This is a genomic window from Anabaenopsis sp. NIES-4685 (genome assembly GCF_059725405.1).
The window spans coordinates 3,929,194-3,954,013 of sequence record NZ_AP043602.1; the positions used below are offsets into that span (position 1 = coordinate 3,929,194).

Below are 24,820 nucleotides of genomic sequence, written 5' to 3' on the forward strand. Positions count from 1 at the left end.
AAAATGGGTAAGAATGAAAATTTTATTAATAGATGATGATACTTATTTCAGTAAATTACTCACAAATATTCTTATTTCCTACCGCTATGTAGTCGATGTGGCTACAAATGGTCACATTGGTCTAGAAATGGTAAATCAGTTCAATTATGACTTAATTTTGCTAGATGTACTCATGCCAAAATTAGATGGTTTGAGTGTGTGTCGTCAACTACGTCAGCACGGTTGTCAAGTCCCCATCTTAATGCTCACCGCCAAGGGCGCAGAGGAAGATGTGATTAGAGGTTTAGATGCAGGAGCGGATGATTATGTAGTCAAATCCTGTGAGACTCCTCAATTATTGGCGCGAATACGAGCTTTATCCCGTCGAGTACACGAATCAAGTTTAGTGACTTTGGAATGGGGTAACTTATCCCTTAATCCCCAGTTGCTAAAAGTGCAGTATGGAGAGGAATTAATTCAACTCACTCCCAAGGAATTTGGGTTATTAGAATTATTTTTACGCTCCCCCCACAGGATTTTGACCCGTAGAGATATAATTGACAAATTATGGTTAGCAGATGAGTTCCCCACAGATAATGCTGTCACCAATTTAATCAAAGACTTACGACGTAAACTCAAAGCCGCAGGAATCAAAGAAGAAGTCATTGAAACTATTTACGGCTTGGGATATCGGCTTAAAGCTAGAAAAGAAGGGAAATCTGAGTCTCCAGTGGCAACAGTTGACGATATAGCCGAGGGAATCGCGGTTATTGAAGAAATAAAAGCAGAATTTCAAGCTTCCTTACCTGAAAAAATAGCAGAACTCAACACAGCAATCAATCAACTCCAATTAAAAACCAACAACTCGCAACAGCAACAACATATCCTGACCATAGTTCATCGTTTAGCTGGTAATTTGGGTACTTTTGGGTATCCCGAAGGCTCAGAAATAGCACGGGAAATAGAAGCCCTTCTCACACAAGAACATCTGAGCAATGCACATATTACCGAACTCAGTTTTTTATTGGAAGCATTATCACAAGGATTTAGCCCACCAGGAACAACACTACCGCTGAATGATTCCAACATCCGAGAGCATATACCTACTCTCATACCTCCCGATGATTTTAGTCATACTTTAAAGCAAGAATGGCAACGCCTGCGTACACAATATATCCCTCTTGGCTTAATTTTTTGCGCCATTGATGATTTTGAGAAACAACAGCAGAAAATTTACCTTTTACAGCTTGGGCAAACTTTACAAAAGTACCTTACTCCTCCTAGTTTTATCACTTACTACACTGGAGGAAAATTTGGTATTCTTCTACCCAGTATGCCCTCAGATAGTAGCTTGCGTCTTGCCCAACACTTATACCAAGCTATCCTCAGCTTACAAAAATTTACGATCAGTTTAGGTATTACTGGCACTATCCCCAGTTCTACCGCCACTCCTGAAGAATTATTAATAACAGTTGACCAAGCCCTGACATCTGCTCAAACCAGAGGCGGTAATACATTGTGCTTTTATCTCTCCGGTTGAAATCCTCTATCCTTATATAGTGATTATTTTTCTCTTATAAGTTCCTTATAACTAAATGATATCTTATCTAGACATATCTTCCTCAAGTTACTTGACAAGTCAATTGACTTGTAAGGCTAAGGATATGTCTAACTAATTCTGTAACCTTTTTGCCAAGCAACTATGATTATCAAAACCAATCGCAATCAGCACTATTCTGACTGTGGCATTGAACAAAAAAATTATGAGGGACGTTTCGGACTACATAGCTTAAAACTAGTACTGAAATATATTGATCTCTACCTTGAGCAAGACCTTAAATTAGCTGAACTAGCGCAGCAAATCAATTTCAGCAGGTCCTATCTATGTTATCGCTTCAAGCAAACCACGGGAATTTCACTTCATCAATACATTATTCGGCAGAGGGTATACCGAGCTAAAGGCTTGTTAGAGTCCTCTAGTATGTCCCTGAGCGAGATTGCTCTGTGCTGCGGATTTTACAACCATAGTCATCTGACTCGAGCCTTCAAGCGATTATTAGGAGTCTCACCCAGCGCATTTCGGGTACGTATGACAAACACTATCCCAGCCCCCGAGGGAGACTAGTCTTATACTGTGTATAGTACGACCATAGGCTTCTGAAGCCCACCTTCAAGGGAGTACTGGGAGTCCCGCCAAAGTACCTTTGGGTGAAATTAAAAACTAAGGATAAAGACCCCTATCAGCCAGCGCCTGTGCAACTCTACCAACACCCAAAGTGTAAGCTGCTAATCGTAGAGGAATTTGTCTGCTCTTTGACTGCTGTATTACTTGGTGATAAGCTGCCAGCATTAACTGTTCCATTTCATGGTTTACACGCTCCTCATCCCAAAACACATAAGAAAGACCCTGCACCCACTCTAAATAACTGACAACAACACCGCCAGCATTGGTCAGGATGTCCGGTAGCACGGTCACACCACGCTCCTCTAGGGACTGATTCGCTACTAAAGTCACTCGTTCGATTAGCCGCTTCGGCGACAATTTCCGCTTGCACCTCGTTGACATTTTCCCTAGTAATTTGATTTTCCAAAGCCGCTGGAATCAAGACATCGCAAGGCAAAGTGAGTAAATCTGCATTGCTAATTGGTACTGCTTGGGGAAAACCCACAACACTCTTGTGATTTTTCGCCGTATAAGCTTTCAATACCGGAATATCAAGCCCGTCGGTCGCCAAAATACCCCCAGCCCCTGTGGAGACAGCGATGATTTTAGCCCCCAACTCATGTAATAATTCCGCTGCTGCACCCCCCACATTACCAAAACCCTGAATTACTACTCGTGCTCCTGTCAGGGGTTTACCTCGTTCTGCTAATGCCTCACGGACAATAATCATTACACCTCTGCCCGTTGCCTTTTCTCGCCCTAAAGAACCACCAATAGAAAGGGGCTTACCAGTGACAACTCCAGGGACGGCATGACCGACATTTACAGAATAAGTATCCATCATCCAAGCCATCTCACGGGCAGAAGTACCCATGTCTGGGGCGGGTATATCTACTGAAGGACCAATGTCTTTAATTAACTCACTGATATAGCGGCGACTGATTCTTTCTAATTCTCCCACACTATAACTTTGAGGATTTATGGCTATACCTCCCTTGGCACCGCCATAAGGTATGCCCAATAACGCACACTTCCAAGTCATGAGCATAGCTAAGGCTGATACTTCCCCTAATGTTACAGCCGGATGGTAACGAATTCCTCCCTTATAGGGCCGAGAATATCAGAGTGCTGCACCCGATGTCCAGTTAGCACTTGAATTTGACCATTATCTAGCTTCACGGGGATAGAAACTGTCACCACTTTACGGGGATGGCTGAGGATTGCCAATACTCCTTGATCTAGGTTTAATTCTTTACCTGCAGCTTCTAAGTAACTACAGGCCTGGTCTAATGGGCAAATGTGCCCTGGAGTCTCAGGTTCTATGGACAAGGGAGATTTTGAAACCATAACATCTTCTCCTAGTCGCATTATCTTTGCGGACTGGATATATATATGAGTGATATCCCTAGCTTATCCTTTTTGTCTGAGAATGGTGGAATTTTCTGGTTTTTGTGACATTTTGCGGGAATGTTACCTCGATTTTCTCCCTTTTTTGGGGCTGCGATATCCCCAAAGGCTCAACGGAAGCGGTAAGGGATTTACCATGATGGTACTTTAGGGAGTGTCAAAATCAAGTCATCAACCTAGGTGGGTTGGAATCTGTTGTCCTTCCTCACCCCAACCTACTGGTATTATAAGTGTTTAAATGAAAACTTCATCTGTGAAGTTGCCATGTAGACCATAGGGAACGTGATGTTTAAGATGTAGTCTGGCAATGGCACCTTGATTAAAGTCACTGGCATCTAATATGACTAAATCTGAGCGGTGATGTGTGGCATCATAAACCAATACTAGCACCCAGCCATCATCTTCTTGTTTAGCATCTGTCCGGGGGACAAAAATCGGCTCCCCAGTAAAACCATGTGGTGCAGCACTCCACAATTGTCTGTCTCCTGAGTGCAAGTCAATTTTCAGCAATGCTTGCAAGGGCGCATTACCAGTCTCCCCGTGAGATGCACCTAAGTATAAATATTGATATTTTTTGCCGACAAGTTGGGGATTTATACTAGGGAACTCACAACAACGGCTTTCCATCATCTGTTGGCGGACTTTCCCAGTCTCAAGATTAAGATGGAATCGCCACAGTTGACCAGGGGAAATTGCGGCAAAATTAACCTCTCTAAAATCGCTTTCCGGCTCGACTTCTGGGAATGATGCGTAACAAATAGAATCAATGACAATTTCATCACCCGCATCAAAAGCATTAGCGTGGTGGAAAACAAAGCCAGATTGAGTTTCTAAAGTTCTTACCTTTGTTTCTCCGGGGTGACGGGGAATGACTATAATCCTAGTGGGTTGATTTTGCTGAAATTTGATACACTCTCCAGCAGCACGTATTCCTAAAGCGAAGGGTATGGGGTTAAAGGTAACGGGATTTTGCCAGAAGATACAGTAGTTAGGAGTAATGACAAAATCATGAATGAAACAGAACCCGGGAATACTATGAGTTTGTTTTCTCACAACTTCACCGTCTGGGTTGAGTTCAAATATAGTAATGGTGGTGGATAGTCCCGGTTTAATCGAGAAATTTACCAGACAAGGTGCGCCACCATCTTGGTTACAACTGGGGTCAAAGCGGGGATGTGCGCCAAAGGCTTCACCGGATGATAAAACACCATGGAAATATTCTTTCCCCAAGGTTTCCAATGTATAGGGATCAAGACAATGGGGTTCTGCTGCTTCCCACAGTGCCAAGAGTTTATCACCCCAATAAATTACATTGGTATTGGCAATATTTTTCATTTTGAAGTCGAAAATATTAGCTAACCAACCGCCGGGTTTTTGAGTACCAAAGACACCCCGATAAAGGATTCTACCCGCTTGCTGTTCTGCTAAATAGCCTTCAGTACGAACAAAGCGGTTACGGAAATGGGCGCGACCATTGACAAAGCTGATCCGGCTAATCATCCCATCGCCATCAAAGGGGTGATGTATTGGTTGTCCATTGATATCTAGCAAGCCGGGGCCATTTCTAAACAATGTACCTTGTAATTCTGGGGGAATTTGCCCTTCAATATCATCAATCCAGTAGTCAAATTCTTGGGTAAGTGATTTATATCCTCCCTGCCAATCTGCAAGGGTATAAGATTCTTCTGGATTTGGGGTGTCTTCAATTTTTAAGGTCTGCATCTGCTGATATTATGGTCTTTTGGATTCCATGGTTTGTGAGTCTGATTCCCTCAGGATTAATTCGGGCATCAAGTGAGATATTTCTGCTGTCTGCATTTGTGGATCCTCTGCCGGTAACCAATGAATGAATGGCAGTGGTAATAGTGTACTGAGGTTAGTAATAATTACTAATAGCCACATTAGTTCAAAGTTGGTTTCGCTGATGCCCAGCCAATGCATGATGATGGCTCCAAGTTCATAGGAAACCATTGCGGCTAAGTTGGAAACGGACATCAGTAAGGCAAATAATGTCGCTTCTACTCCTGGGGGACATAATCTGGCTGCAAGTACCAAAACGGGCATATAGGCAATTTGTCCAATGACGGTCAGAATGAGGCTATCACCCAAACTAAACCAGTGGTCATCTATACCTAAAGCTCTGTTAGTATGGGTGACCAGCAGCAGCATTGTCATTCCCAAGGCTGATGATAGGACTGTACTCCAAGTGAAAATGGCGCGAAATGAAATATTTTTGAGGAAGCGTTGAAACATCCACACTCCTATCAAAGAAGCCCCACTGGTTACCAGTCTTACCCGTCCTAGAAATTCTGGTTGAAAGTGTAGTTCATTGGTGCTGAAGAAGAAGAAGGCAGAATCGGCTGTTGGGGTGGCTAGCCAGACAAATACAAAGGCTGTGGGTAGCCAAATGGATTTTTGGGTAATTGCTTGGCGTAGTTGCTTGAGTTGATACTTGATGCTTAAAGGGTTCTGGCTATTATTGCTATGTGGGGCATTTTTACTAATGGGGGTTTCAGCAATTAACCAAGCTACTGCGGAAACTATCAGAGGAAATGAGGCGGTAACCCAAAATACAGTGCGCGTGGTGAAGTGTTCGAGCAGTATTCCGCTCAAGTAAGCGGTGAGTAAACCTCCCAATGCGGAAGCACCCCAGGAGAGTGATTGTAGTGAACCTGCTGCTGCTTGGGATTCTCCCCTGGCTCTTTCTACTACTAATGAGTCAACTATGACATCGCTGACCGCAACAGATAGAGAACCCAGGGCGATCGCTAGGGTAGCAGCCCAACTAGTATGAACTATGGTCGCCAAACTTATCCAAGATATTGCTCCTAATATCCCAGATAGCACTAAATAAGGCCGGCGGCGGTAGCCGAATATGGGTAAGCCATCAGAAATAAAGCCGAATACCGGTTTAATTATCCACGGTAAGGCGACTATTCCCAATAGAGCCGACACTTGAGCCGGACTCAGCAGCAATTCATCCTTGAGGAAAAAACTTACTGCTAGACGGGCCAAGCCTAAAATTCCTTGGACGAAGTAGACGCTAAGAATGGCAATTAACTCGGCGCTGGGTTCATGACCGAAGAAAATTTTACTTTTCACTGAGTCTTTAACCTGAGACAAGCCAGGGGAGTCAATCAGCATTTGATAAATATTTTTTAAGTTTTATCTACTTTTCTATCATATCGATTTCTCAGAATCTAGTTTTAGCTAAATATTACTCAAGGCCATGACCGCATTTTGACCACCAAAGCCAAAGCTCAAACATAATACGTTGCGCACTTGGGTTTCACGGGCCGCCATGACCAAATTTAAATCAAATGCTGGTGTTTGTAATCCTACACAGGGTGGTATGATTCCCCTGTGCATAGCTAAGAGGGAAAATGCCACACCTAAGGCCCCAGATGCTCCTAATGTATGACCTGTGGCACCTTTGGTGGAACTTACCGCTACTTTCTGGGGAAACAAATTTTGGATGATTTGACTCTCTACTTTGTCATTCAGGACTGTGGCAGTGCCGTGAGCATGAATGTAATCTATATTTTCTGGTTTTAGGGAACTCCGTTTTAAACATTGCTGAATCGCGGCGATCGCACTTTTGCCTGTAGGTTCCGGTTTGTTAGCATGATAAGCATCTGTTGTCAAGCCAAAGCCAAGAATCTTACCATAAATTTTAGCTTGACGCTGCTGTGCTAATTCTGGGGATTCCAAGACCAACACCGCCGCCCCTTCAGCTAATACCAACCCTTCCCGGTGCAAATCAAAGGGATAAGCCCCAGTTTTGGCCAAAGCCCCCATTTGCTGAAACCCTGACAATGTTAGGGGCGTAATTGGGGCTTCTACAGCACCAGCCAGAGCGCGTTGACATTGGCCGGTTTGAATCAGTAAAGCGGCTTGAGCGATCGCCCAAATACCAGTACCACAAGCTGCCATGGGTGCTAAAACTATACCAGATGCACCGATTTGGCGGGCTGATGCCATGGCGTTGGTATGAGGCAAAAAATCTAACCAATTTTCTATAAGTGCTTTCCCTTTATTCTCAGGGGGATTATGTCCATATATTTGCCGCCCCAGCAACTCCCAACTAGCTTGATGACTGCGACTTGATCCAATAACCACAGCACAATCGGGTAAGGGTGAAACCAACCGAGCATCTTTTAATGCCGAGGCCACTACCAGCCGGGTTAAAGTTGTTAATTCCGTAGGTTGGTTAGCAATCAAACCTAGAGGACAGGCTGCTAGTTCTGAAAATGGTTGATACCATTGCAGACCACATTTACCCGCGATTAACTTCTGCCAGCTATGCTCTAAGCTGGTTCCCAACGAGGAAACTAAACCAATACCAGTGATGACAACCATTTGGGAATTAGGAATGGGAGGTGGGGAATTGGGAATTTTTTTCCTTACTCCCCTACTCTGGAGTTAATCGGGTGTTTTCAGATTTTCTGCACCTTGAGTCACTTTAGCCGATTCAATGCGATCGCCTTGCTGAATTTTGTTCACCACATCAAAGCCGTCGGTGACATTACCAAACACAGCGTAGTTACCATCGAGGAAACCTAAATCTGCTAGAGCAAAGTAAAACTGTGAGGAAGCTGAATCTGGCATTTGCGATCGCGCCATTGCTACCGCACCCATTTTATGCTGTAACACAGGTGGGCGACGGGTAGTTTGACCGTAAATTATTGGTTGTTCTGCACCCATGGGCTTAATTTCTAAAGGTATGCGACGTTCACTCCCCGTTTCCGGGTCAATGTAACCACCCGTCCCCAATCTATTTGCGGGAAATTTGGGGTCTTTACCTTGGGGATCACCCCCTTGAACTACAAAAGGTTGGGGATCGCGCACCACTCGATGAAAAACTAACCCATCGTATACACCTTTTTGGACTAAATCAACGAAGTTGCCAGCTGTAATTGGGGCATTGGTGCCGTCTATCTCGATAGTAATGGGTGAACCGTTAACGGTCATCACCACAGTAGCTTTACCTTCGAGGCGTGGTAAATTTTTCATTCCCGGAATATTCTCACTTATGATTTCAGATACAGTGCTTGTTGTGTTGCCCGTGTTTGTCTCAGTTCCTGCTGAGTTAGAAGTAACATCCTGTGTGGAACATCCTCCCAAAGTCAAAGCACCGACTATCAAAAACGCAACTAGAAAATTTGAGACTTTTAACTGCATAGTCAGTTACTGATTTAACCTGAGTATGTTATCTGCTTGAGTAATTTTTGAGATTTGGTACAAGTTGCAATCCTTCCCCTTCCTTAGAGTCCTTCCAGCGGTACTCTCAAAAATCGGGCTAATTCCGCGCCTGTAGTTTCTAACTCCGCTAAAGATAATGGTTGGCCTACCCGTGTTAAAGGAATGTCTCGCCGACCCTTAACACGTAGGTAGAGGGCGCGACGGGGATTCAGACCTTCTTTGATATCGATGCGCACAGACTGCACGTCTTGAGTATAGGTGTCAATTTCAATGCGACGATTTTTACCGGGAAATCCCCAACGAAAGATTTTTATCTTGCCAGTGTCCTGATTAAAATCGTTGTAACCGCCTCCGACATCCCATAAAATCATGAGCCAGAGGTATAAGGCTAACAGTAAGCCGGCAGTACCATATAAGCCCATGACTAGTCCTTGGGGTACAAATATCAGTTGAGTTGGGTCGGTAACTAGGAGTAAATTTACTTTCAAGTAACTAGATATGCCCGCCAACAAGAAGCCTGTGGCGCCCATGGTCACGATGGTTGTCCACCAGTAATTGCTAAACCGACGAGAACCCAGAACACTTTGATGCAGGATACTGGAAGGTTTGCGATCGCCGTTAGGCGAATCACCTTTGTTAATTGTTGTTGATGCCGTCATTGAACTAACTTTGGCCTGTGAGTTCTTCCCGATCCAAGTCTGCCATTTCAGGAGCTTTTCTTGCAAGTTGCAGGAGTGAGACTTTTAAGATTTATGAGAAAACTTGTGTCAAATTATTAAAATTCTGATATTGATCAGAAGTAATAGGTTTGTACTGAACAAACCCCCACCGCTGGGCAGGGATAGAGACGGGGCCATTGGCCTCATCTGTGGTCATTCATGAGGTTACTGTCTGTGTATTCGTGTAGTAAAATCTAGTCATGTTGAGAATTAACTACACCAATTTTTCTGTGCCGAGGTAGCCTCTACATTCATGTAGGGGAAAGCCGAAATCCCTTCAGGGACTAAGCAGGAAAGCCAAGAGGTGATTCTTGGCATACCCAGGCCTCTATAGGGTGGCAAGAATGTCAATAAAGTCAATTGGGCAAAAACCCAAACTAATGTGATAAGTTAAGAATCATTAAGTGACCAGAAGCTAATAAATCATTAGCCAATGGTGCGTGTAATGACATAATTCTGAGAAGCTCCCTGATTAAGAGGGCAAGATCTCAGATTCTCAGATGCTTTCGGGCTGCTGAGATTGTCAAAAAAACGTTAATTCCTCGTTGAAGTCGCACAAAGTCGGCACAATAGCCGACAGCGTTGCTTCAAAAACGGTGCAATTTTAGTAAAAGAGGATTTTAGTTCAATGACCATCGCAGTTGGACGTGCCCCCAGTACAAGAGGGTGGTTTGACGCCTTAGACGACTGGTTAAAGCGCGATCGCTTCGTATTCGTAGGCTGGTCAGGGATATTATTATTCCCCTGCGCTTACCTAGCACTAGGCGGTTGGCTCACCGGTACAACCTTCGTCACCTCCTGGTACACCCACGGATTAGCCTCATCTTACCTAGAAGGCTGTAACTTCCTCACAGTTGCAGTTTCCTCACCAGCAGACAGCATGGGACACTCCCTGTTGTTCCTGTGGGGACCTGAAGCCCAAGGAGACCTCACCCGTTGGTTCCAACTAGGTGGGCTGTGGCCATTCGTTGCCCTACACGGAGCCTTTGGCTTAATCGGCTTCATGTTACGGCAGTTTGAGATTGCCCGTCTAGTAGGCATCCGTCCCTACAACGCCCTGGCATTCTCAGGCCCCATCGCGGTATTCGTCAGTGTATTCTTGATGTACCCATTGGGACAGTCTAGCTGGTTCTTTGCACCCAGCTTTGGTGTAGCCGCTATCTTCCGTTTCCTTCTATTCCTCCAAGGTTTCCACAACTGGACACTCAACCCCTTCCACATGATGGGTGTAGCGGGAATATTAGGCGGTGCGCTATTGTGTGCTATTCACGGAGCCACAGTAGAAAACACCCTGTTTGAAGACGGCGAAGGTTCCAACACCTTCCGCGCCTTCAACCCCACCCAAGCGGAAGAAACCTACTCAATGGTGACAGCAAACCGGTTCTGGTCACAGATTTTCGGGATTGCTTTTGCTAACAAACGTTGGTTACATTTCTTCATGCTGTTTGTGCCAGTCACCGGGTTATGGATGTCATCCATCGGCATTGTAGGTTTAGCATTGAACCTGCGGGCTTATGACTTCGTTTCCCAAGAATTGCGGGCAGCAGAAGACCCAGAGTTTGAAACTTTCTATACCAAAAACATTTTGCTGAACGAGGGTATCCGCGCTTGGATGGCTCCTCAAGATCAGCCTCACAAACAATTTGTATTCCCTGAGGAGGTTCTACCTCGTGGTAACGCTCTCTAATAGACCGACTGTATTAGGCGGTGGACGTGATCAAGAATCCACAGGTTTTGCTTGGTGGTCTGGTAACGCTCGTTTAATCAACCTATCTGGTAAACTACTGGGCGCTCACGTTGCCCATGCTGGTTTGATTGTATTCTGGGCCGGAGCGATGACTTTATTTGAAGTCGCTCACTTCATTCCTGAAAAGCCGATGTACGAACAGGGTTTAATCCTGCTTCCTCACATCGCCACCCTGGGATGGGGCGTTGGTCCTGGTGGTGAAGTTATCGACACCTTCCCCTACTTTGTTGTTGGTGTACTTCACCTCATTTCTTCAGCTGTCTTGGGTTTTGGCGGTATTTATCATGCTGTTCGTGGACCAGAAACCTTAGAAGAGTATTCCTCCTTCTTTGGTTATGACTGGAAAGACAAAAACAAGATGACCAACATCATCGGCTTCCACCTGATAATTCTCGGATGTGGGGCGCTGCTGTTGGTGCTCAAAGCCATGTTCTTTGGCGGTGTGTATGATACCTGGGCACCTGGTGGTGGTGATGTTCGTGTTATTACTAACCCAACACTCAACCCCGCTGTGATCTTCGGTTATTTGATCAAGTCTCCTTTTGGTGGCGACGGCTGGATTGTCAGCGTCAATAACATGGAAGATGTCATTGGTGGTCACATCTGGATTGCCTTTATCTGTATTTCTGGTGGTATTTGGCATATCCTCACCAAGCCTTTTGCTTGGGCGCGTCGTGCGTTCATTTGGTCTGGCGAAGCTTACCTTTCCTACAGCTTGGGCGCTCTTTCCTTAATGGGATTCATCGCCTCCACAATGGTTTGGTATAACAACACTGTTTACCCCAGCGAATTCTTTGGTCCGACTGCTTCTGAAGCTTCTCAAGCTCAAGCTTTGACCTTCTTAATTCGTGACCAACGCTTAGGTGCTAACGTCGGTTCTGCACAAGGCCCCACAGGTCTGGGTAAATATTTGATGCGCTCTCCCACTGGTGAAATTATCTTCGGTGGTGAAACCATGCGCTTCTGGGATTTCCAAGGCCCTTGGTTAGAGCCTCTACGTGGTCCTAACGGTCTTGACCTGGATAAAATCAAGAATGATATTCAGCCTTGGCAAGCACGTCGTGCTGCTGAATACATGACCCACGCGCCTTTGGGTTCTCTGAACTCCGTGGGTGGTGTTGCTACGGAAATTAACTCCTTCAATTACGTATCTCCACGTGCTTGGTTAGCAACATCTCACTATGTATTAGGTTTCTTCTTCCTCATTGGTCACCTATGGCACGCTGGTCGCGCCCGCGCTGGTGCTGGTGGCTTTGAAAAGGGAATTAACCGCGAAACTGAGCCAGTTATGTTCATGAATGACATTGACTAGGTTATAGGTTTTGTTTCATCACTGACAATCACTTTTTTACTTGCCCTTGTTTAATAACAAGGGCTTTTTTTCGTCCCCAGGATATGAGAGAATTGAACTAATTGCATCATCAAGAAATCATTATGAGCAATAAAAATTTTAGCGATGCTTTGCGCTGGACATTAGAAGCGCAGCAAAAATTGCAGAATATTCCCTTTTTTGCCCGTTCCCAAGCTAGAGCTAGTATTGAGCACTTGGCACGTCAAGCAGATAAAAAGGTGGTCACAGCCGATTTGGTGGAACAGGCTAGGCTGGAATTTGGACAGTAGTCATGCTCCCATAACTAGTTCAGGGAGAAACTTTTGGTTTGAGAACACCAGGAATTGCTTCTATGACTCTGTTAGCAATTTCTTCAGGTGTGGCTTCTTCTCTTAGGGTGATTTTGAGGTCAGCTTGGGAGTAAAGTGGTTTTCGTTCTTCGAGAAGCGATCGCAATTTGCCCTTGGGATCGGCATCTTCTAACAATGGTCTTGTAGTATCCTCTGCTATGCGTGTGTACAGTAATTCTACTGGTACGTCTAGCCATACAACTAAACCATGGCGGAGGTAACTCCAGTTTTTTTGTCGTAATACGATGCCTCCACCTGTTGCTATAGTCAAATGGGTATAAGCACAAACTTGTGCCAGTACATCGCTTTCTAACTGGCGAAATGCTGCTTCACCTTCTTGGGCAAACACCTGATTAATGGATCTTCCTACTGATTTAGTAATGACATCATCAGTATCTAAAAACCTATAACCCAGATGCTGTGCTAGTAATTTTCCCACCGTGGTTTTACCTGCGCCCATCATGCCAATTAAATACAGGTTGACTCCTTGCAATAAGCTGCTCACCAGTTATTTCACTCCATTAAAGATATATTTGTCTATACAACTTCTCTAAATTTACCTAAGTAGATTTAGCGTTGACTTCTTGCTTGACTCTGGAGAAGTGCCAGTAGGTACAGTTTCTCTATATTGAGGAAAGCAACCAAACCATTTACCACTGCGGTATACAAGTTCTGTACCATACTCGCTCTGATCATGGTTTAGTATCTGCCTGGTCAGAGCTAGCGCCCAATTGTACCCACTAGTTAAAAGCTTATTTACGCGAGGAGTCATCTTCATCCTCTAAATCATCATCTTCAAAAAACTTCCAGTCGTCATCATCAGCTTGATCCTCATCTTGATTAGTAGTCGGTTGTTGTAATGGTGGTCTGATTACCCGGTAATCAGCATCGTAAATGGATTCAGTTTTTCCCACGGCGGTATTTTTTGGCTCACGATAGTTATAAGAGTAAACAGAACCAGATTTAGAACTGCTTTGAGGTTCTTGTTGGCGTTCGTAGGTGGTTTGAGGGCCAGAAGTCCGGGGTTCTGGTGGTGCGCTGTCAAAGTCCCAATCATCAGTTCTGCTGTCATTTGTATCCCAATCGTCAAACGTGTTACTGGTGGCTGACTCTGTTTTACCGGTTGCGCCGGTCGCTCTAGAAGGCTTGCTGAAAGGTTCCTCCCTAAATGCCGCTTTCCCGCGGGGTGAAGTGGCCGTTGATTTAAATGGTCTTTGGCGTTCTTCTTCTTCCCCCCAAAATCAATTGGTATGTTCAGGAGGATAGTAATCAGGAGCGATGTAAAAACACCAGCAGCAGTACTAAAAACAATCCACATTGCCAGTGGTAACGGTAGAGTTCGCGTACCCAAAAATACTAGTGGGAGAACAGGGACCAATTTTGAACTAACAATAGTGTGAGTATTCCTAGTACTGCTACTAAAAGAATTAAGCGAATTACAGCCATATAAAAGGCAAAAGTCAAAGTTACGAAATCAACTAAAGACAAAATTGATTAAATTTTACCTTTACTTACTTCCTTGCCACCTCTGAATGGGAATGCAATCAATATCTAGTTGATCTAAACCACGAGCAACTACAAAATCCACTAAGTCATCAATGGTTTGAGGATTGTGATACCAAGCCGGAATGGCTGGTACGACCCTGACTCCAGTTTCTGCCAAACTTGTTAAGTTTCGTAGGTGAATGAGGCTGAATGGTGTTTCTCGGGGGACTATGACTAGCTTTCGGCCTTCTTTAATCTGGACATCGGCAGCCCGTTCTAGTAGGTCAGAACTTAAGCCAACTGCTAGCTTTGCCACTGTACTCATGCTGCATGGCATGATGATCATCCCCAAGGTGCGAAAAGAACCACTGGCGATTCCGGCGCCCACATCACCCCAAGGATGACAGCGTAGTTTGCCCCCAACGGCTACTCCAGCTTGTTCTCGCCAGAATTGTTCTTGTGCTGATGGTTCAGCCGGCATTCGAGTTTCCTGTTCGCTGCTCCAAACCATGTAAGTTGATTTAGAAGCAACTAGTTCAATCTCATAATCTGCGAGCCAGCAGATATTTGATGGCACGAACGGCGTAGATGAGACCAGAAGCACCAGATATGCCTAATATAAGTGGTTTAGAGTTTGTGGACACGGCGGCTTGAATAAAGTTTATTAATCGTCTGCATAAGTATCTAAGTTACTGGGTAAGTAGATATCTGATGTGTCGTTTTGACTAGCATTAACATCAAAACCTTGAGATACAAGATCATTGCTGACAGTTACTAAATCAATTTGCTGACGATAGTAATCGACACTTTTAACTTGCACAGCTACGCGATCGCCTAGTCTGTAAGAAGCTCGATTTTTGCGCCCAAATAGTGCCTGTTGTCTGGCGCGGTATTCATACCAATCATCTTTGAGGGAACTGACATGTACCAGTCCTTCCACTCGTAAAGGTACGCTGATATCTTCTTCTGATATAGATTCAGCGCCTGGGACTTCAATTTCCACAAAGAACCCATAAGACTGCACCCCAGTAATTACACCTTGGAATACCTGACCGATGCGCTGTTTCATCAGTTGGGCTTTTTGCAGTCCGGCTAAATCGGCTTCGGCTTCTTGGACTTGTTTTTCTCGGTCGTTAATCTGGATAATTACCCGATTCAGGTCGCTTTGCAGTTCCTGTTGCAATTCTGGCGGTAACACGTTCCAGTTAATTTCATTGTGAGAAGAGGAGTGGCGCAGGTTAACTCGCTCTTTCACCCGGGTGTTGCGGCGATCACGTCCATACTCTAGCAGCATATGATACACTCTTTGCATGAGCAAATCTGGGTATCGTCGCAGGGGAGAAGTACAGTGAGTATATTGTGGTAGTGATAAACCAAAGTGGAATCCTTTAGTGGTGCTATAGGCAGATGGCTTGAGTGTGTCTTGTAAGAGATAGGTCAGAACTTGCTCCGATGGGGATTCGGCAAAAGCCCTAGTTAAGTGCTGATAATCTAAAGGTTGGATATCTACGTCTGCTTCTAATGCTAGTTCTACGCCTAAATTGATGGCTAATTTCAGCATTTCCTGAACATCTTCTGTATCAGGTACGCCTTGGACTCGCCAAATGGCGGGGATGCCTAAAGCACTCAGATGTTGAGCCATGAGTTCATTAACCAATAGCACAAACTCGGTCAAGAGCGAGCGCACTGGTAAATCATTCACCAATACCGCTCCTAAGATCCCCTCATCTGCATAGGGGTTTTGGTTAGGTGGTAGATTCAACTGTAAACTACCACGACTTAACCGTCTTAGTTTCACAGCCTTGCGTAGAGTTTCCAACCCTTGCAGAATCTCAATCACCTTTAGTGGTTGACCTTGAAATTCACCGGTCAGAATAGCTTCTGCTTGTTCCCCACTCACTGCCGTATCTACATTGATAACGCTAGGTTGAATTTCCCACTCCAAAACCTCTCCAGACCTGGGGTCAATAGCAATTAAGAAAGACAGCGCCAGCCGGTCGCTTAGTGGTACTAACGAACAGAGATCTGCCACTGATTCCGGTAACATAGGCAGCAATAAGTCGCCCAGGTAAACTGACCTCCCCCGCTTCGCGCATTCTCTATCTAAGGGTTCATCAGGGTGGACATAATGGGAAACATCAGCAATATGAAAACCTAGCAGCCAATGTCCCTCCGCTGTTTTCTCCAAACTGAAAGCATTTTCCCTAAATTTTGCATCACAATTTACACCCGCAATAGTCAGAGTAAATAAATTGCGTAAATCTAGTTTGTCTTTCAGGTCTGCCTTCAGGAGCCTTCTGGGCAACTTAGCAGCTGCGTCTATCACAATCTCCGGGAAATTACGTGATAGATCATGCTTACAAGTGACCAAATCTATATCAGCAGCAGCCTCGGCATCGCTACCCAGGATTTGTACCACTCGACCCAAAGGGGGATATTGTGCCAAGGGATAACGCAAAACCTCCACATGAGCCAGGTGGTCAATAGCTTCTTCTAACTTCATGCTGTTTGTTTGGATTTTGAGTTCAAACAACAACCGATCATCTAAGGGTACAGCACGGAAACCGTTGTCTACTGCCTTAATTCGCGCTAGTAAAGTATGGTTAGACCGTTCTAGGATCAGCTTCACTTCTCCTTCTGGAGAACGACGACGACTACCTTCTTTGAGGACTCTTACCAAAACGCGATCGCCATTCCAAGCATTACTCAGATGACTTTCACGAATATAAATATCCTCAGAGCCTTCCACATCTTGAATAGCAAAGCAAAAGCCCTTACTAGAACAACGGAGCTTGGCCTCAATTACGCCTTCTTCTGCCACCCGGCGATATTTGCCGCGTTCTTTCACCAGAATTCCGATTTTTTCGAGAACTTCCAAGGCAATGTGAAGTTTTTGTAAACTAATTTCATCCTCACAACCCAGTTTCTTTTCCAAAACTTTACGAGCTACCAATTTATCATCAGTGAAATTGGCAAGGAGTGTAGCGATAGAAAATTCCATGCAGTGAACCGACCTTTGGTCAAAACATCATTTTTCATTTAATCTGGCCCTTTCCTGTATACCTTCTCCCAAGGGGAGACGCTGCGCGAATACGGATTACAGGGGCGCTTTGCTGCTACGCAAAACTCAAAAGAACCTTTGATCTGCTGACTTTTCAGGTCATGAGGAAAGATTATGGTATAACCTCACCCCCAATCCCCTTTCCCTCCCTCTTCTACCTAACCCTTTTCTACAAGGAGAAGGGGGAAATTTTAAACTATCTCTCCTGGGAGCAGAGAGGTTTGGAGAGGGGTTTTTCAGTTTCCAAAAAAAAGTCAGTTTTATTTGTAGCTTTCTCCCATGGGGGGACGCTGCGCGTCAAGCCCGGGGGCATCATAGACAACGACTTCTTATCAGATCGTCGGTCATTTCTGCCTAACCGCACGCTTAGAGGAAACGAAGGGTTCCGTAAGGCAGGGTTAGGAGTTTCACCCTTACGGTCAGCCACTTTATATCTACAATAGCTTGCGTGGCGTAGCCATACCTCGCACTATAAAATCATCTGGTGAGTTCGTCTGGATAGAGCAGCCCCTACAACTAGACTTGAATACAGTACACTTGATTGGAATTGAGCAACTCTAGGTAATTACGGAATGAGTTTTACTCATAGGCTGGTTTAAGACAACTCACTCACGGTGACCACAAGTGCTACCGGGTAAAACCACAAGTGTTTGATTGTCTAGATTTCAGGTGCTTTCAAACCATGTTCTCCTGATGTGTAAGTAGAATAAACTGGCCGTAAACCTGATTTTCCTACATATAGAATCGGTAACAATCACTTAAGCAGCTTGAAGCAACTGCGGGGAACCTTATCTCCATTATTGTAGATTTAATGCGTACTTATAGGAAATAATTCCAAGTATAGAATTGGGTAAACAGTATAGCATGTCAATCACCCCCATGCTCAAGAGATGCCATTGCCTCTGGCAGTGCGCCCATCGCAATCGGCTAAAATTGGGACAGAACTGATTTGTGATTCCTGAATTCTGAGTCAAGTAAAAACTTTTATTTTGTGCTTTTTTTGGGAGTATTATCCTGAAAAGCATTTGATTGGGCAAAGTTGAATATGTCGGATGAATAATCAATCGTTAAAATTCTAGAATTTTTAGTTAATACTCAGAAATATTCAGCCTCAATGAATCAGAACAGAGGAAAAAGTAGCACATTGAGATTGGTGGCAGTATTATGTTGATGTTGGCTCAATTCCATAGGTTATATCCCAACGGCAGTATTATTACTGAATTAGTGCAAATTTTCCAAGGGAAATATATTGTCCGGACTAGCGTGCAAATTGAAAATCTCACCCGTGCTACTGCTATGGCGGGGGCAGAAACCGTAGAAGCAGCAGAAGACCAAGCCCGAACTAGAGCATTAATGGTTTTGGGTATAAATAATTATGCACAGGTAACGGTAGAATGCACTCAGCCAGTAGCATCACCAATGGAGTCAAATCCTACTTGGAACAACACTAGGGTGAAATTGAACCACCCCAATGAGAGTAACTATTCCCCGGTGATAGATGAAGACTATAGCAGTAGCCAGTGGTCAGCACCCAATGATATTCAAAGAACTCTACCGCAGGTCAATAAACAGATTATCCCATCCGATTCAGTAACAGTGAGCACGGATAGTGCTGATAATGTCCATACATACAGCCCCGATTTTTATCCAAATGCTTCAGTAAATGACAACCCACCACTAGAATTATATAACTCAGTGGAAGATGATCAGACAATCACTGATCATCAGCCAAAACATCAGAGATTTGCGGGTAATGTTACACCATTTACACCCCGCAGTTCTAACCTCCAAGACCATGGGACTGATCACACAGGATCAGGTAAACAAAAGAACACCAGTGAACCAGTTGATTTGTCTGATGTGATTGCAAAAACAGATGTGGAACTTCAGCGTCTAGGTTGGACACCAGAACAGGGAAGAGACCATTTAATTCAAGCCTACGGTAAGCGGTCTCGCACTTTACTCACAGCAGAAGAATTACACGGATTTCTCAAACATCTGGAGTCTCAACCAGACCCGGTAGCGGGATTTTAATCCGGGATGGGGGATTTGGGGCTTGCGTCCTGATCCCCAAGTCTACAGCTACTGATTGAGAACAGCAACTGGACGGCTACCAGCAGCGTGACGGTCAATAACCTCATCAATCAATCCATATTCCTTAGCTTCCTCTGGGGACATAAAGAAGTCCCGTTCGGTATCTTCAGCAATACGCTCAATTGGTTGACCAGTATGTTCAGCTAAATATTCATTAAGTCGTTGCTTGTGGTATAATATCTCACGTGCCTGAATTTCAATATCAGTCGCCTGCCCCTGAGCGCCACCCAAGGGTTGATGAATCATAATCCGAGAATGGGGTAGACTCATTCGCTTACCCTTAGCACCTGCACTGAGTAGAAAAGCGCCCATACTTGCCGCCAGTCCAGTACAAATGGTACAAACATCGGGACGAATGTGCTTCATAGTGTCAAAAATTCCCATACCAGCCATTACCGAACCACCAGGAGAATTAATATACAAATAAATATCCTTCTCCGAGTCTTCAGCGTCCAAGAATAGCAATTGGGCAACAATCAAATTTGCAATCTCGTTATCAACCTGTTGTCCCAAAAATATGATCCGCTCACGCAAGAGTCGTGAGTAGATATCAAAGGCGCGTTCGCCCCGACCCGATTGTTCAACAACGATAGGAATCATGCAGCGTGCTTGTAGTATCTTAATTTTACATCTATCTTATCGGGTTGACACTCTTCCTGCCTACCGAGGGTGGGCTGACAGTGAGCGCAGCCAAACAGGTAGGGCGCGAAGACATTTTTTTATTGGAGTTCTACCGGAATCTATCGCCCTGGTTTTCTTGTTTGACTGGAAGTTGTGGGATCAATATGTGGCGAGTGCAGTGAATGGCTGATGGCTAGTTTTGTCCCAAATTTTGCTGATTGTTCCTCTAATTGAGAGATGAAAAAAATCCTCCTGGGCACTTTTTATAGAGGATAAACGTCTACGTCTGTATCTCCATGTGGTCATGGAGGAAAAAATTTAAAAACCAACAGGTGATGTCTCAGACAAGACTTTGCTTTTCCACATCAGCTGTGGATCTAGAATTAAACCTGGATATGGCGAGTGTAAAAGTAAATTTATTTGAACTATTGGTAATATTTCCAACATTTCTTAGGTTTTGGTTGATCAATTATGCAATTAATCCGGTCAAGTCCGCTAAACCAATAGTAAAGCGTATTTACAGAAGTCGCTGCTACTTGAACTCCTATCAACAATAAGAATAAGGATAACTGCCATGCCTGAAAAACTTGTGCAAGCCGCCATAATTACCTTTTTACTCCACCTAATAGCAGGACTAAGCACTAATCATCGAATTCAAACTAGGGTAACTTCATCAATAGCCGAAACGCGAGTTACAATTGTCAGCTTTCTACTGCGCTCTTTCAAATAAATAACCAGCCGCTCCCATGAGCATATAGTCCTGCACTTGAGGCATAAGTCCCTGGTTGAGTTTTTTGTTCATCGATAGAGTTTGTAGGCTAAAACTCCACAGGAACAGGGTAAACTGAGTAGGGCAAATATTGGCTTATGAGTTATGACTAATCGCCTTGCTGTGGAAACGCCCTATGGTCGTGCCGGATTTCTGCAAGTATTGCAAGCCTTGCGCCACTACTGCGATACAGAAAAAGAAGATTTAAGCCAACGTAAAGCACTAATTATTGAGTCTCTGCTTACCTCTGCGGTGTTGCAAGATGGAGCCAGAAATCAAGTTCAGGAAAATGAATTACTTCGCTAAAGTTGGGAAATTAGCACAGCCGTAATTACTCGGAATCAATCATGTAATAGGTTCCCGATGATCCCCTATGCAGAATTAGCATTACGAGGGACTCGCTTCTCCGATAGGGAAGAAAAATCGCGGTATGATGGCAAACAAGTTTGTACTCAAAGGGAACTAGATTTAGCCTTGGGGGGTAGATAAGAACATCAGCAATAATATTTGTTATCTTTTTAATAGTAATTTTGGCATGATTACTGTATAATGATATGTAGCTTTTTTCAGTCTTAAAACCTTGTATAGATAATAGCGAGTAGCGCCGTCATGGTTCCCTTGTGGAATTTTGCCTTGTGTGTTTACTCGCATTTTTCATAGGTTTTAGTGTGGTAAAAAATTTTTACTCGTATTTAGGAGTTTAGTCACCACTGAAAACTTTTGATCATAGGTGGGTAGACATCATAATAATCATGAGTTTTTGAGTGAATTATTCCGGTAATTTGAAACATTACCAGTTAGACTGCGGAAATAAAGTAACCCCACAGTTGTCAAAAATAAAACGTAACCAATCCCCTGTACTAAGTAGAGATGGTCTCTGTAACCAAGTAAAGATTTGAGAATAATGCCGGGAAATTGTTTATCTGGCAATATTCGTTCAGTATTCCACACCATGGGACCCAAAACGCAAGAGTGGATGTTCCTGAAGTGATCGTAATAGAAACAGATATTATCGGAGGTGCTACCACTCAAAGCGAGGTTAGCAAAACCTTGATCAAAATGCTTCAAGGCAGAAACCACTAAACCGGCAACAATCAATACCAATAAAACACCCATCACTTGGAAGAACTGGCGCAGATTGATTTTGACACCCCACTTAAATAGTAACACTCCAATAGCAGCTGCCCCTAGTAAACCAGCAATTGCACCGAAGACCGGTACAAATCCCTGTTGAAAATTAGCAGCAATAAATAGAACAGTTTCAAAACCTTCACGGACAACAGCAACTAAAATTAAACTAAAAACGCCCCACCCGGCATTGAGTTGTGTGTGAGCGCTTCTGTGACTGCTCCTTCAACTTGGGCTTTCATAAACCTGGCTTGTTTAGTCATCCAGATGAGCATCCAGCTGAGCATAACGATGGCAAGGACAGTAAACAAAGCCTTCAGCATTGGCTCAATCACCGAGGTATACTGAGGGTTTACTGTTCCCAGTGTTTGAATTAACCAAGTAAATAACACACCCATCAAAGCACTAATGACAATGCCAACAGCCACACCAGCATATACCCAAGGATTGAGTCGCGATTGGTTGGCTTTTTGAAGTAAAGCTAGGACAATGCCAACAACGAGGGCAGCTTCTACTCCTTCTCGGAGTGTAATCACAAAACTAGGTAGAGCGGTAGTGATATTCATAATTTGGGGAATAGGGAATAGGGAATAGGGAATAGGGAATAGAGAGTAAGGAAAAATTCCAATACCCCCAATACCCGGTCCTTAACTTTTAGCTGAAATCCCGGAGCATTTTTTTCAATTCGAGACTATGCATCTCTTCTTGCCCAATCATGCCACGAGCAAATTCTTCTAGATAAATGCTAGCATTACTGACAGTGCCTAGGAGAGTTTTATACAAATCCAGTGCTTTGTTTTCATGGAATAAACTTTCCGCCAAAATATTCTTGACTGTATGCTCGTAAGTCTCTTCCATCGGGGCGATTTTTAGAGAGGGATGTCCCATCTAAACCCGTGAGAATTTCTCCTACCTGTTGGGCGTGAAGTAGAGATTCACTGGCCTGGGCTTTGAAAAAATTGACAATGGGTATGCGATTAGGTCCGGTGACCATCAGGGAATAATGGGTGTAGCGGACTACTCCGGCTAGTTCAAATTCCATGATAGCGTTCAGTATGTCGATGGTCTTTTGTTTGTCAAGCTCTTGCATCGGTTGTTAGTTAGATTTAGGAATGGGAGTTATCAGTATGGAGTTAGGAGGTATAGTTTATTGGTTTAGAGTCTTAGACATTAACTATGGCCTCACTTCCCATTTATTTTAAACTCCCGTGTGTGTGATACCAATTAAGTAAATGCGATCGCATGGCGGGAATACTCAATTTTTTCATAATTCTTAAGATAATTTCTCAACAGCTATTAATTTTTTGGTAAAATTTGCCAGTATTTTTACTGCTAAGATTTAATAATTAATTACATACTCCAGCTGGTTTTGAGCCGTCACCAATAGTAAATTTAGGAAAAATACTTAATTAGTATTAAAGTATATTCTGCTATTGCAGAGTTAAGATGAATTATTATTAAGTATAAGCATTAGCCGAAGTAAACAACTTACAAAAACACTTTGAATAATTTCATCAGTCCAAGTATTTTTCTAGCTAGGAATAATAAAAGAGGTTTGGCCATCAGCCAAACCTCACTATAAATCCAGTGCATAACAACATCCCGGATTAATGTACCTGTTATTTTTGCAGTTAGTCATCTTCCTATGGGATGTGTCCAAATTTAATAAAAGCTGATATGGCTGGAGTGGAATTTTTGGCCATACATGGGAAAACGATAGAGATGTATCTGTATGAAAAAAACCTATATAATGCTGATCAGAAGTGGTAAGACAAGAGTAGCAGCCCTAATTCAAGGGAAACTGTTTTCCTTAAGATATATTATGGATATAGATTAAAATATAGGTGTCAATACTAGTCTCATTTGACTAGGATAGTTCCTCTAGTTACCTTTTTACTAAATCTGTTAATATTCATAGATGTTACAAACAAAACATAAAAGCGAAAAAAAAATAGGCTGGTCATTAGATGAACGAGACCCAAATTTCATCGCCAACCTCATGCCGTTGCTGAGTTTTTTATATCATTACTACTTTCGAGTTCAAACCAGTGGTTGGGAGCATATTCCACCGGAAGAGAAAGTACTGTTTGTTGGTTCTCACAATGGAGGACTGGCGACCCCTGATATGTCAATGATCATGTACGACTGGTTCCGAAAATTTGGCTGTGAGAAACCGGTTTACGGACTCATGCACCCCAAAGTATGGGAACTCAGCCCAGAAATAGCAAAAATTGCTGCCAAGACTGGAGCCGTGATAGCTCACCCAAAAATGGCTTACTCCGCTTTGCGTTCCGGTGCGAGCCTACTGGTTTACCCTGGTGGAGCACAAGACGTGTTTCGACCACATTATTTGCGGCATAAAATTTATTTTGCCGGACGGAAAGGATTTATCAAGTTAGCTCTGCGGGAAAATGTACCGATTGTACCTGTGATTTCTACGGGCGCTCATGATACCTTAATCGTGTTAGCTGACTTGTATAAAATTCTAGAGCAACTCCATAAATGGGGAATGCCTTGGTTGTTTGGAGTTGACCCGGTAGTATTTCCTATTTATTTGGGATTACCCTGGGGATTAGCAATTGGGCCTCTTCCTAATATCCCATTGCCGATGTCTATTCATACGAGGGTATGTAAACCCATTGTATTTGAACGCTACGGTCGAGAAGCCGCTAGCGATCATAAGTATGTCAATCATTGCTATGAATTAGTTGTCAATCGGATGCAGGAAGAGTTAGACCAATTAGTCCAGGACAGTGCCACCTAA

The 24,820-nt window shown here is 43.8% G+C and carries 19 protein-coding genes and 5 pseudogenes; 11 read left to right on the forward strand and 13 right to left on the reverse strand.

Annotation, left to right across the window (positions count from 1 at the left end):
- The first annotated feature begins 13 nt into the window (after positions 1 to 13).
- Positions 14 to 1,519 (forward strand): response regulator, encoded by a 1,506-nt coding sequence (locus AC6IZ0_RS16890; RefSeq protein ID WP_497723976.1) that lies wholly within the window; start codon positions 14 to 16, stop codon positions 1,517 to 1,519.
- Positions 1,520 to 1,681: 162 nt separating this feature from the next.
- Positions 1,682 to 2,104, forward strand: coding sequence for a helix-turn-helix domain-containing protein (locus tag AC6IZ0_RS16895; RefSeq protein WP_417006617.1), 423 nt, complete (start codon positions 1,682 to 1,684; stop codon positions 2,102 to 2,104).
- A 96-nt stretch (positions 2,105 to 2,200) separates the two neighbouring features.
- Here the strand turns inward: AC6IZ0_RS16895 and AC6IZ0_RS16900 are convergent.
- The 6 genes and pseudogenes from AC6IZ0_RS16900 to AC6IZ0_RS16925 form a co-directional block, all read right to left on the reverse strand.
- Positions 2,201 to 3,490, reverse strand: a pseudogene (locus AC6IZ0_RS16900) (Glu/Leu/Phe/Val family dehydrogenase).
- A gap of 294 nt (positions 3,491 to 3,784) precedes the next feature.
- Complete coding sequence (locus AC6IZ0_RS16905; RefSeq protein WP_271734699.1) at positions 3,785 to 5,272, reverse strand: carotenoid oxygenase family protein; 1,488 nt, start codon at positions 5,270 to 5,272, stop codon at positions 3,785 to 3,787.
- A gap of 9 nt (positions 5,273 to 5,281) precedes the next feature.
- Entirely contained in the window at positions 5,282 to 6,694 is a 1,413-nt protein-coding gene (locus AC6IZ0_RS16910) for a folate/biopterin family MFS transporter (protein WP_271734698.1), read from the reverse strand.
- 66 nt (positions 6,695 to 6,760) lie between these two features.
- Positions 6,761 to 7,909, reverse strand: a complete 1,149-nt coding sequence (locus tag AC6IZ0_RS16915; RefSeq protein WP_497723979.1) for a beta-ketoacyl-ACP synthase — start codon at positions 7,907 to 7,909, stop codon at positions 6,761 to 6,763.
- A gap of 63 nt (positions 7,910 to 7,972) precedes the next feature.
- Positions 7,973 to 8,731 carry a peptidylprolyl isomerase gene (locus AC6IZ0_RS16920; protein WP_497723982.1) on the reverse strand — a complete coding sequence of 253 codons (759 nt, stop codon included), beginning with the start codon at positions 8,729 to 8,731 and terminating at the stop codon, positions 7,973 to 7,975.
- A gap of 83 nt (positions 8,732 to 8,814) precedes the next feature.
- Entirely contained in the window at positions 8,815 to 9,411 is a 597-nt protein-coding gene (locus tag AC6IZ0_RS16925) for a photosystem I assembly protein Ycf4 (RefSeq protein WP_497723983.1), read from the reverse strand.
- Positions 9,412 to 10,099: 688 nt separating this feature from the next.
- Between AC6IZ0_RS16925 and psbD the strand changes: the two genes are divergently transcribed.
- From psbD to AC6IZ0_RS16940, 3 genes are all read left to right on the forward strand, one after another.
- Positions 10,100 to 11,158 carry a photosystem II D2 protein (photosystem q(a) protein) gene (psbD, locus tag AC6IZ0_RS16930; protein ID WP_497723984.1) on the forward strand — a complete coding sequence of 353 codons (1,059 nt, stop codon included), beginning with the start codon at positions 10,100 to 10,102 and terminating at the stop codon, positions 11,156 to 11,158.
- On the forward strand, positions 11,142 to 12,530 hold the full coding sequence (gene psbC / locus AC6IZ0_RS16935) for a photosystem II reaction center protein CP43 (protein ID WP_200988592.1): 1,389 nt from the start codon (positions 11,142 to 11,144) through the stop codon (positions 12,528 to 12,530). The genes psbD and psbC overlap by 17 nt, the downstream gene beginning before the upstream one ends.
- A gap of 122 nt (positions 12,531 to 12,652) precedes the next feature.
- On the forward strand, positions 12,653 to 12,838 hold the full coding sequence (locus tag AC6IZ0_RS16940) for a PCP reductase family protein (RefSeq protein WP_271731211.1): 186 nt from the start codon (positions 12,653 to 12,655) through the stop codon (positions 12,836 to 12,838).
- A 19-nt stretch (positions 12,839 to 12,857) separates the two neighbouring features.
- On the opposite strand, the gene AC6IZ0_RS16945 is transcribed toward AC6IZ0_RS16940, so the two are convergent.
- Together AC6IZ0_RS16945 and AC6IZ0_RS16950 are read right to left on the reverse strand one after the other, a co-directional pair.
- Complete coding sequence (locus AC6IZ0_RS16945; protein WP_280791623.1) at positions 12,858 to 13,403, reverse strand: shikimate kinase; 546 nt, start codon at positions 13,401 to 13,403, stop codon at positions 12,858 to 12,860.
- Between the two features lie 247 nt (positions 13,404 to 13,650).
- Complete coding sequence (locus tag AC6IZ0_RS16950; protein ID WP_497723987.1) at positions 13,651 to 13,812, reverse strand: hypothetical protein; 162 nt, start codon at positions 13,810 to 13,812, stop codon at positions 13,651 to 13,653.
- 187 nt (positions 13,813 to 13,999) lie between these two features.
- Between AC6IZ0_RS16950 and AC6IZ0_RS16955 the strand changes: the two genes are divergently transcribed.
- The gene (locus AC6IZ0_RS16955) at positions 14,000 to 14,164 is read left to right on the forward strand and encodes a hypothetical protein (RefSeq protein WP_497723989.1); all 165 of its coding nucleotides are present in this window, start codon (positions 14,000 to 14,002) and stop codon (positions 14,162 to 14,164) included.
- A 241-nt stretch (positions 14,165 to 14,405) separates the two neighbouring features.
- On the opposite strand, the pseudogene AC6IZ0_RS16960 reads toward AC6IZ0_RS16955, so the two are convergent.
- Both AC6IZ0_RS16960 and AC6IZ0_RS16965 read right to left on the reverse strand, forming a co-directional pair.
- Positions 14,406 to 15,027: pseudogene (locus AC6IZ0_RS16960) on the reverse strand (flavin prenyltransferase UbiX).
- Positions 15,028 to 15,047: 20 nt separating this feature from the next.
- Entirely contained in the window at positions 15,048 to 17,384 is a 2,337-nt protein-coding gene (locus AC6IZ0_RS16965; protein ID WP_271731216.1) for a ribonuclease R family protein, read from the reverse strand.
- A gap of 1,230 nt (positions 17,385 to 18,614) precedes the next feature.
- On the opposite strand from AC6IZ0_RS16965, the gene AC6IZ0_RS16970 reads away from it, so the two are divergent.
- Positions 18,615 to 19,478, forward strand: a complete 864-nt coding sequence (locus AC6IZ0_RS16970; protein WP_497723990.1) for a slr1353 family protein — start codon at positions 18,615 to 18,617, stop codon at positions 19,476 to 19,478.
- A gap of 48 nt (positions 19,479 to 19,526) precedes the next feature.
- Here the strand turns inward: AC6IZ0_RS16970 and clpP are convergent, their stop codons facing one another.
- Positions 19,527 to 20,138 carry an ATP-dependent Clp endopeptidase proteolytic subunit ClpP gene (gene clpP, locus AC6IZ0_RS16975; RefSeq protein ID WP_271731218.1) on the reverse strand — a complete coding sequence of 204 codons (612 nt, stop codon included), beginning with the start codon at positions 20,136 to 20,138 and terminating at the stop codon, positions 19,527 to 19,529.
- Here clpP and AC6IZ0_RS16980 point away from each other — a divergent pair.
- The 3 genes and pseudogenes from AC6IZ0_RS16980 to AC6IZ0_RS16990 all read left to right on the forward strand — a co-directional run.
- Entirely contained in the window at positions 20,137 to 20,349 is a 213-nt protein-coding gene (locus AC6IZ0_RS16980) for a hypothetical protein (protein WP_497723992.1), read from the forward strand. The genes clpP and AC6IZ0_RS16980 overlap by 2 nt on opposite strands.
- A 384-nt stretch (positions 20,350 to 20,733) precedes the next feature.
- Entirely contained in the window at positions 20,734 to 20,889 is a 156-nt protein-coding gene (locus AC6IZ0_RS16985) for a QAALIT motif small membrane protein (RefSeq protein WP_271731220.1), read from the forward strand.
- A gap of 162 nt (positions 20,890 to 21,051) precedes the next feature.
- Positions 21,052 to 21,411 (forward strand): annotated as a pseudogene (locus tag AC6IZ0_RS16990) (thioredoxin domain-containing protein); the annotation flags it as partial.
- Between the two features lie 267 nt (positions 21,412 to 21,678).
- Here the strand turns inward: AC6IZ0_RS16990 and AC6IZ0_RS16995 are convergent.
- Positions 21,679 to 22,622: pseudogene (locus AC6IZ0_RS16995) on the reverse strand (FTR1 family iron permease).
- Between the two features lie 88 nt (positions 22,623 to 22,710).
- Positions 22,711 to 23,146: pseudogene (locus AC6IZ0_RS17000) on the reverse strand (ferritin-like domain-containing protein).
- 828 nt (positions 23,147 to 23,974) lie between these two features.
- Here AC6IZ0_RS17000 and AC6IZ0_RS17005 point away from each other — a divergent pair.
- A complete protein-coding gene (locus AC6IZ0_RS17005) occupies positions 23,975 to 24,820 on the forward strand; it encodes a lysophospholipid acyltransferase family protein (protein ID WP_271731224.1) in 846 nt (281 codons plus the stop codon).

Bases quoted from the DNA above. Each gene is read 5' to 3' on its own strand.
- AC6IZ0_RS16890 (WP_497723976.1), top strand. From the start codon at position 14: ATGAAAATTTTATTAATAGATGATGATACTTATTTCAGTAAATTACTC.
- AC6IZ0_RS16895 (WP_417006617.1), top strand. From the start codon at position 1,682: ATGATTATCAAAACCAATCGCAATCAGCACTATTCTGACTGTGGCATT.
- AC6IZ0_RS16905 (WP_271734699.1), bottom strand. From the start codon at position 5,272: ATGCAGACCTTAAAAATTGAAGACACCCCAAATCCAGAAGAATCTTAT.
- AC6IZ0_RS16910 (WP_271734698.1), bottom strand. From the start codon at position 6,694: ATGCTGATTGACTCCCCTGGCTTGTCTCAGGTTAAAGACTCAGTGAAA.
- AC6IZ0_RS16915 (WP_497723979.1), bottom strand. From the start codon at position 7,909: ATGGTTGTCATCACTGGTATTGGTTTAGTTTCCTCGTTGGGAACCAGC.
- AC6IZ0_RS16920 (WP_497723982.1), bottom strand. From the start codon at position 8,731: ATGCAGTTAAAAGTCTCAAATTTTCTAGTTGCGTTTTTGATAGTCGGT.
- AC6IZ0_RS16925 (WP_497723983.1), bottom strand. From the start codon at position 9,411: ATGACGGCATCAACAACAATTAACAAAGGTGATTCGCCTAACGGCGAT.
- psbD (WP_497723984.1), top strand. From the start codon at position 10,100: ATGACCATCGCAGTTGGACGTGCCCCCAGTACAAGAGGGTGGTTTGAC.
- AC6IZ0_RS16940 (WP_271731211.1), top strand. From the start codon at position 12,653: ATGAGCAATAAAAATTTTAGCGATGCTTTGCGCTGGACATTAGAAGCG.
- AC6IZ0_RS16965 (WP_271731216.1), bottom strand. From the start codon at position 17,384: ATGGAATTTTCTATCGCTACACTCCTTGCCAATTTCACTGATGATAAA.
- AC6IZ0_RS16970 (WP_497723990.1), top strand. From the start codon at position 18,615: ATGTTGGCTCAATTCCATAGGTTATATCCCAACGGCAGTATTATTACT.
- AC6IZ0_RS16980 (WP_497723992.1), top strand. From the start codon at position 20,137: ATGCAGCGTGCTTGTAGTATCTTAATTTTACATCTATCTTATCGGGTT.
- clpP (WP_271731218.1), bottom strand. From the start codon at position 20,138: ATGATTCCTATCGTTGTTGAACAATCGGGTCGGGGCGAACGCGCCTTT.
- AC6IZ0_RS16985 (WP_271731220.1), top strand. From the start codon at position 20,734: ATGCCTGAAAAACTTGTGCAAGCCGCCATAATTACCTTTTTACTCCAC.
- AC6IZ0_RS17005 (WP_271731224.1), top strand. From the start codon at position 23,975: ATGTTACAAACAAAACATAAAAGCGAAAAAAAAATAGGCTGGTCATTA.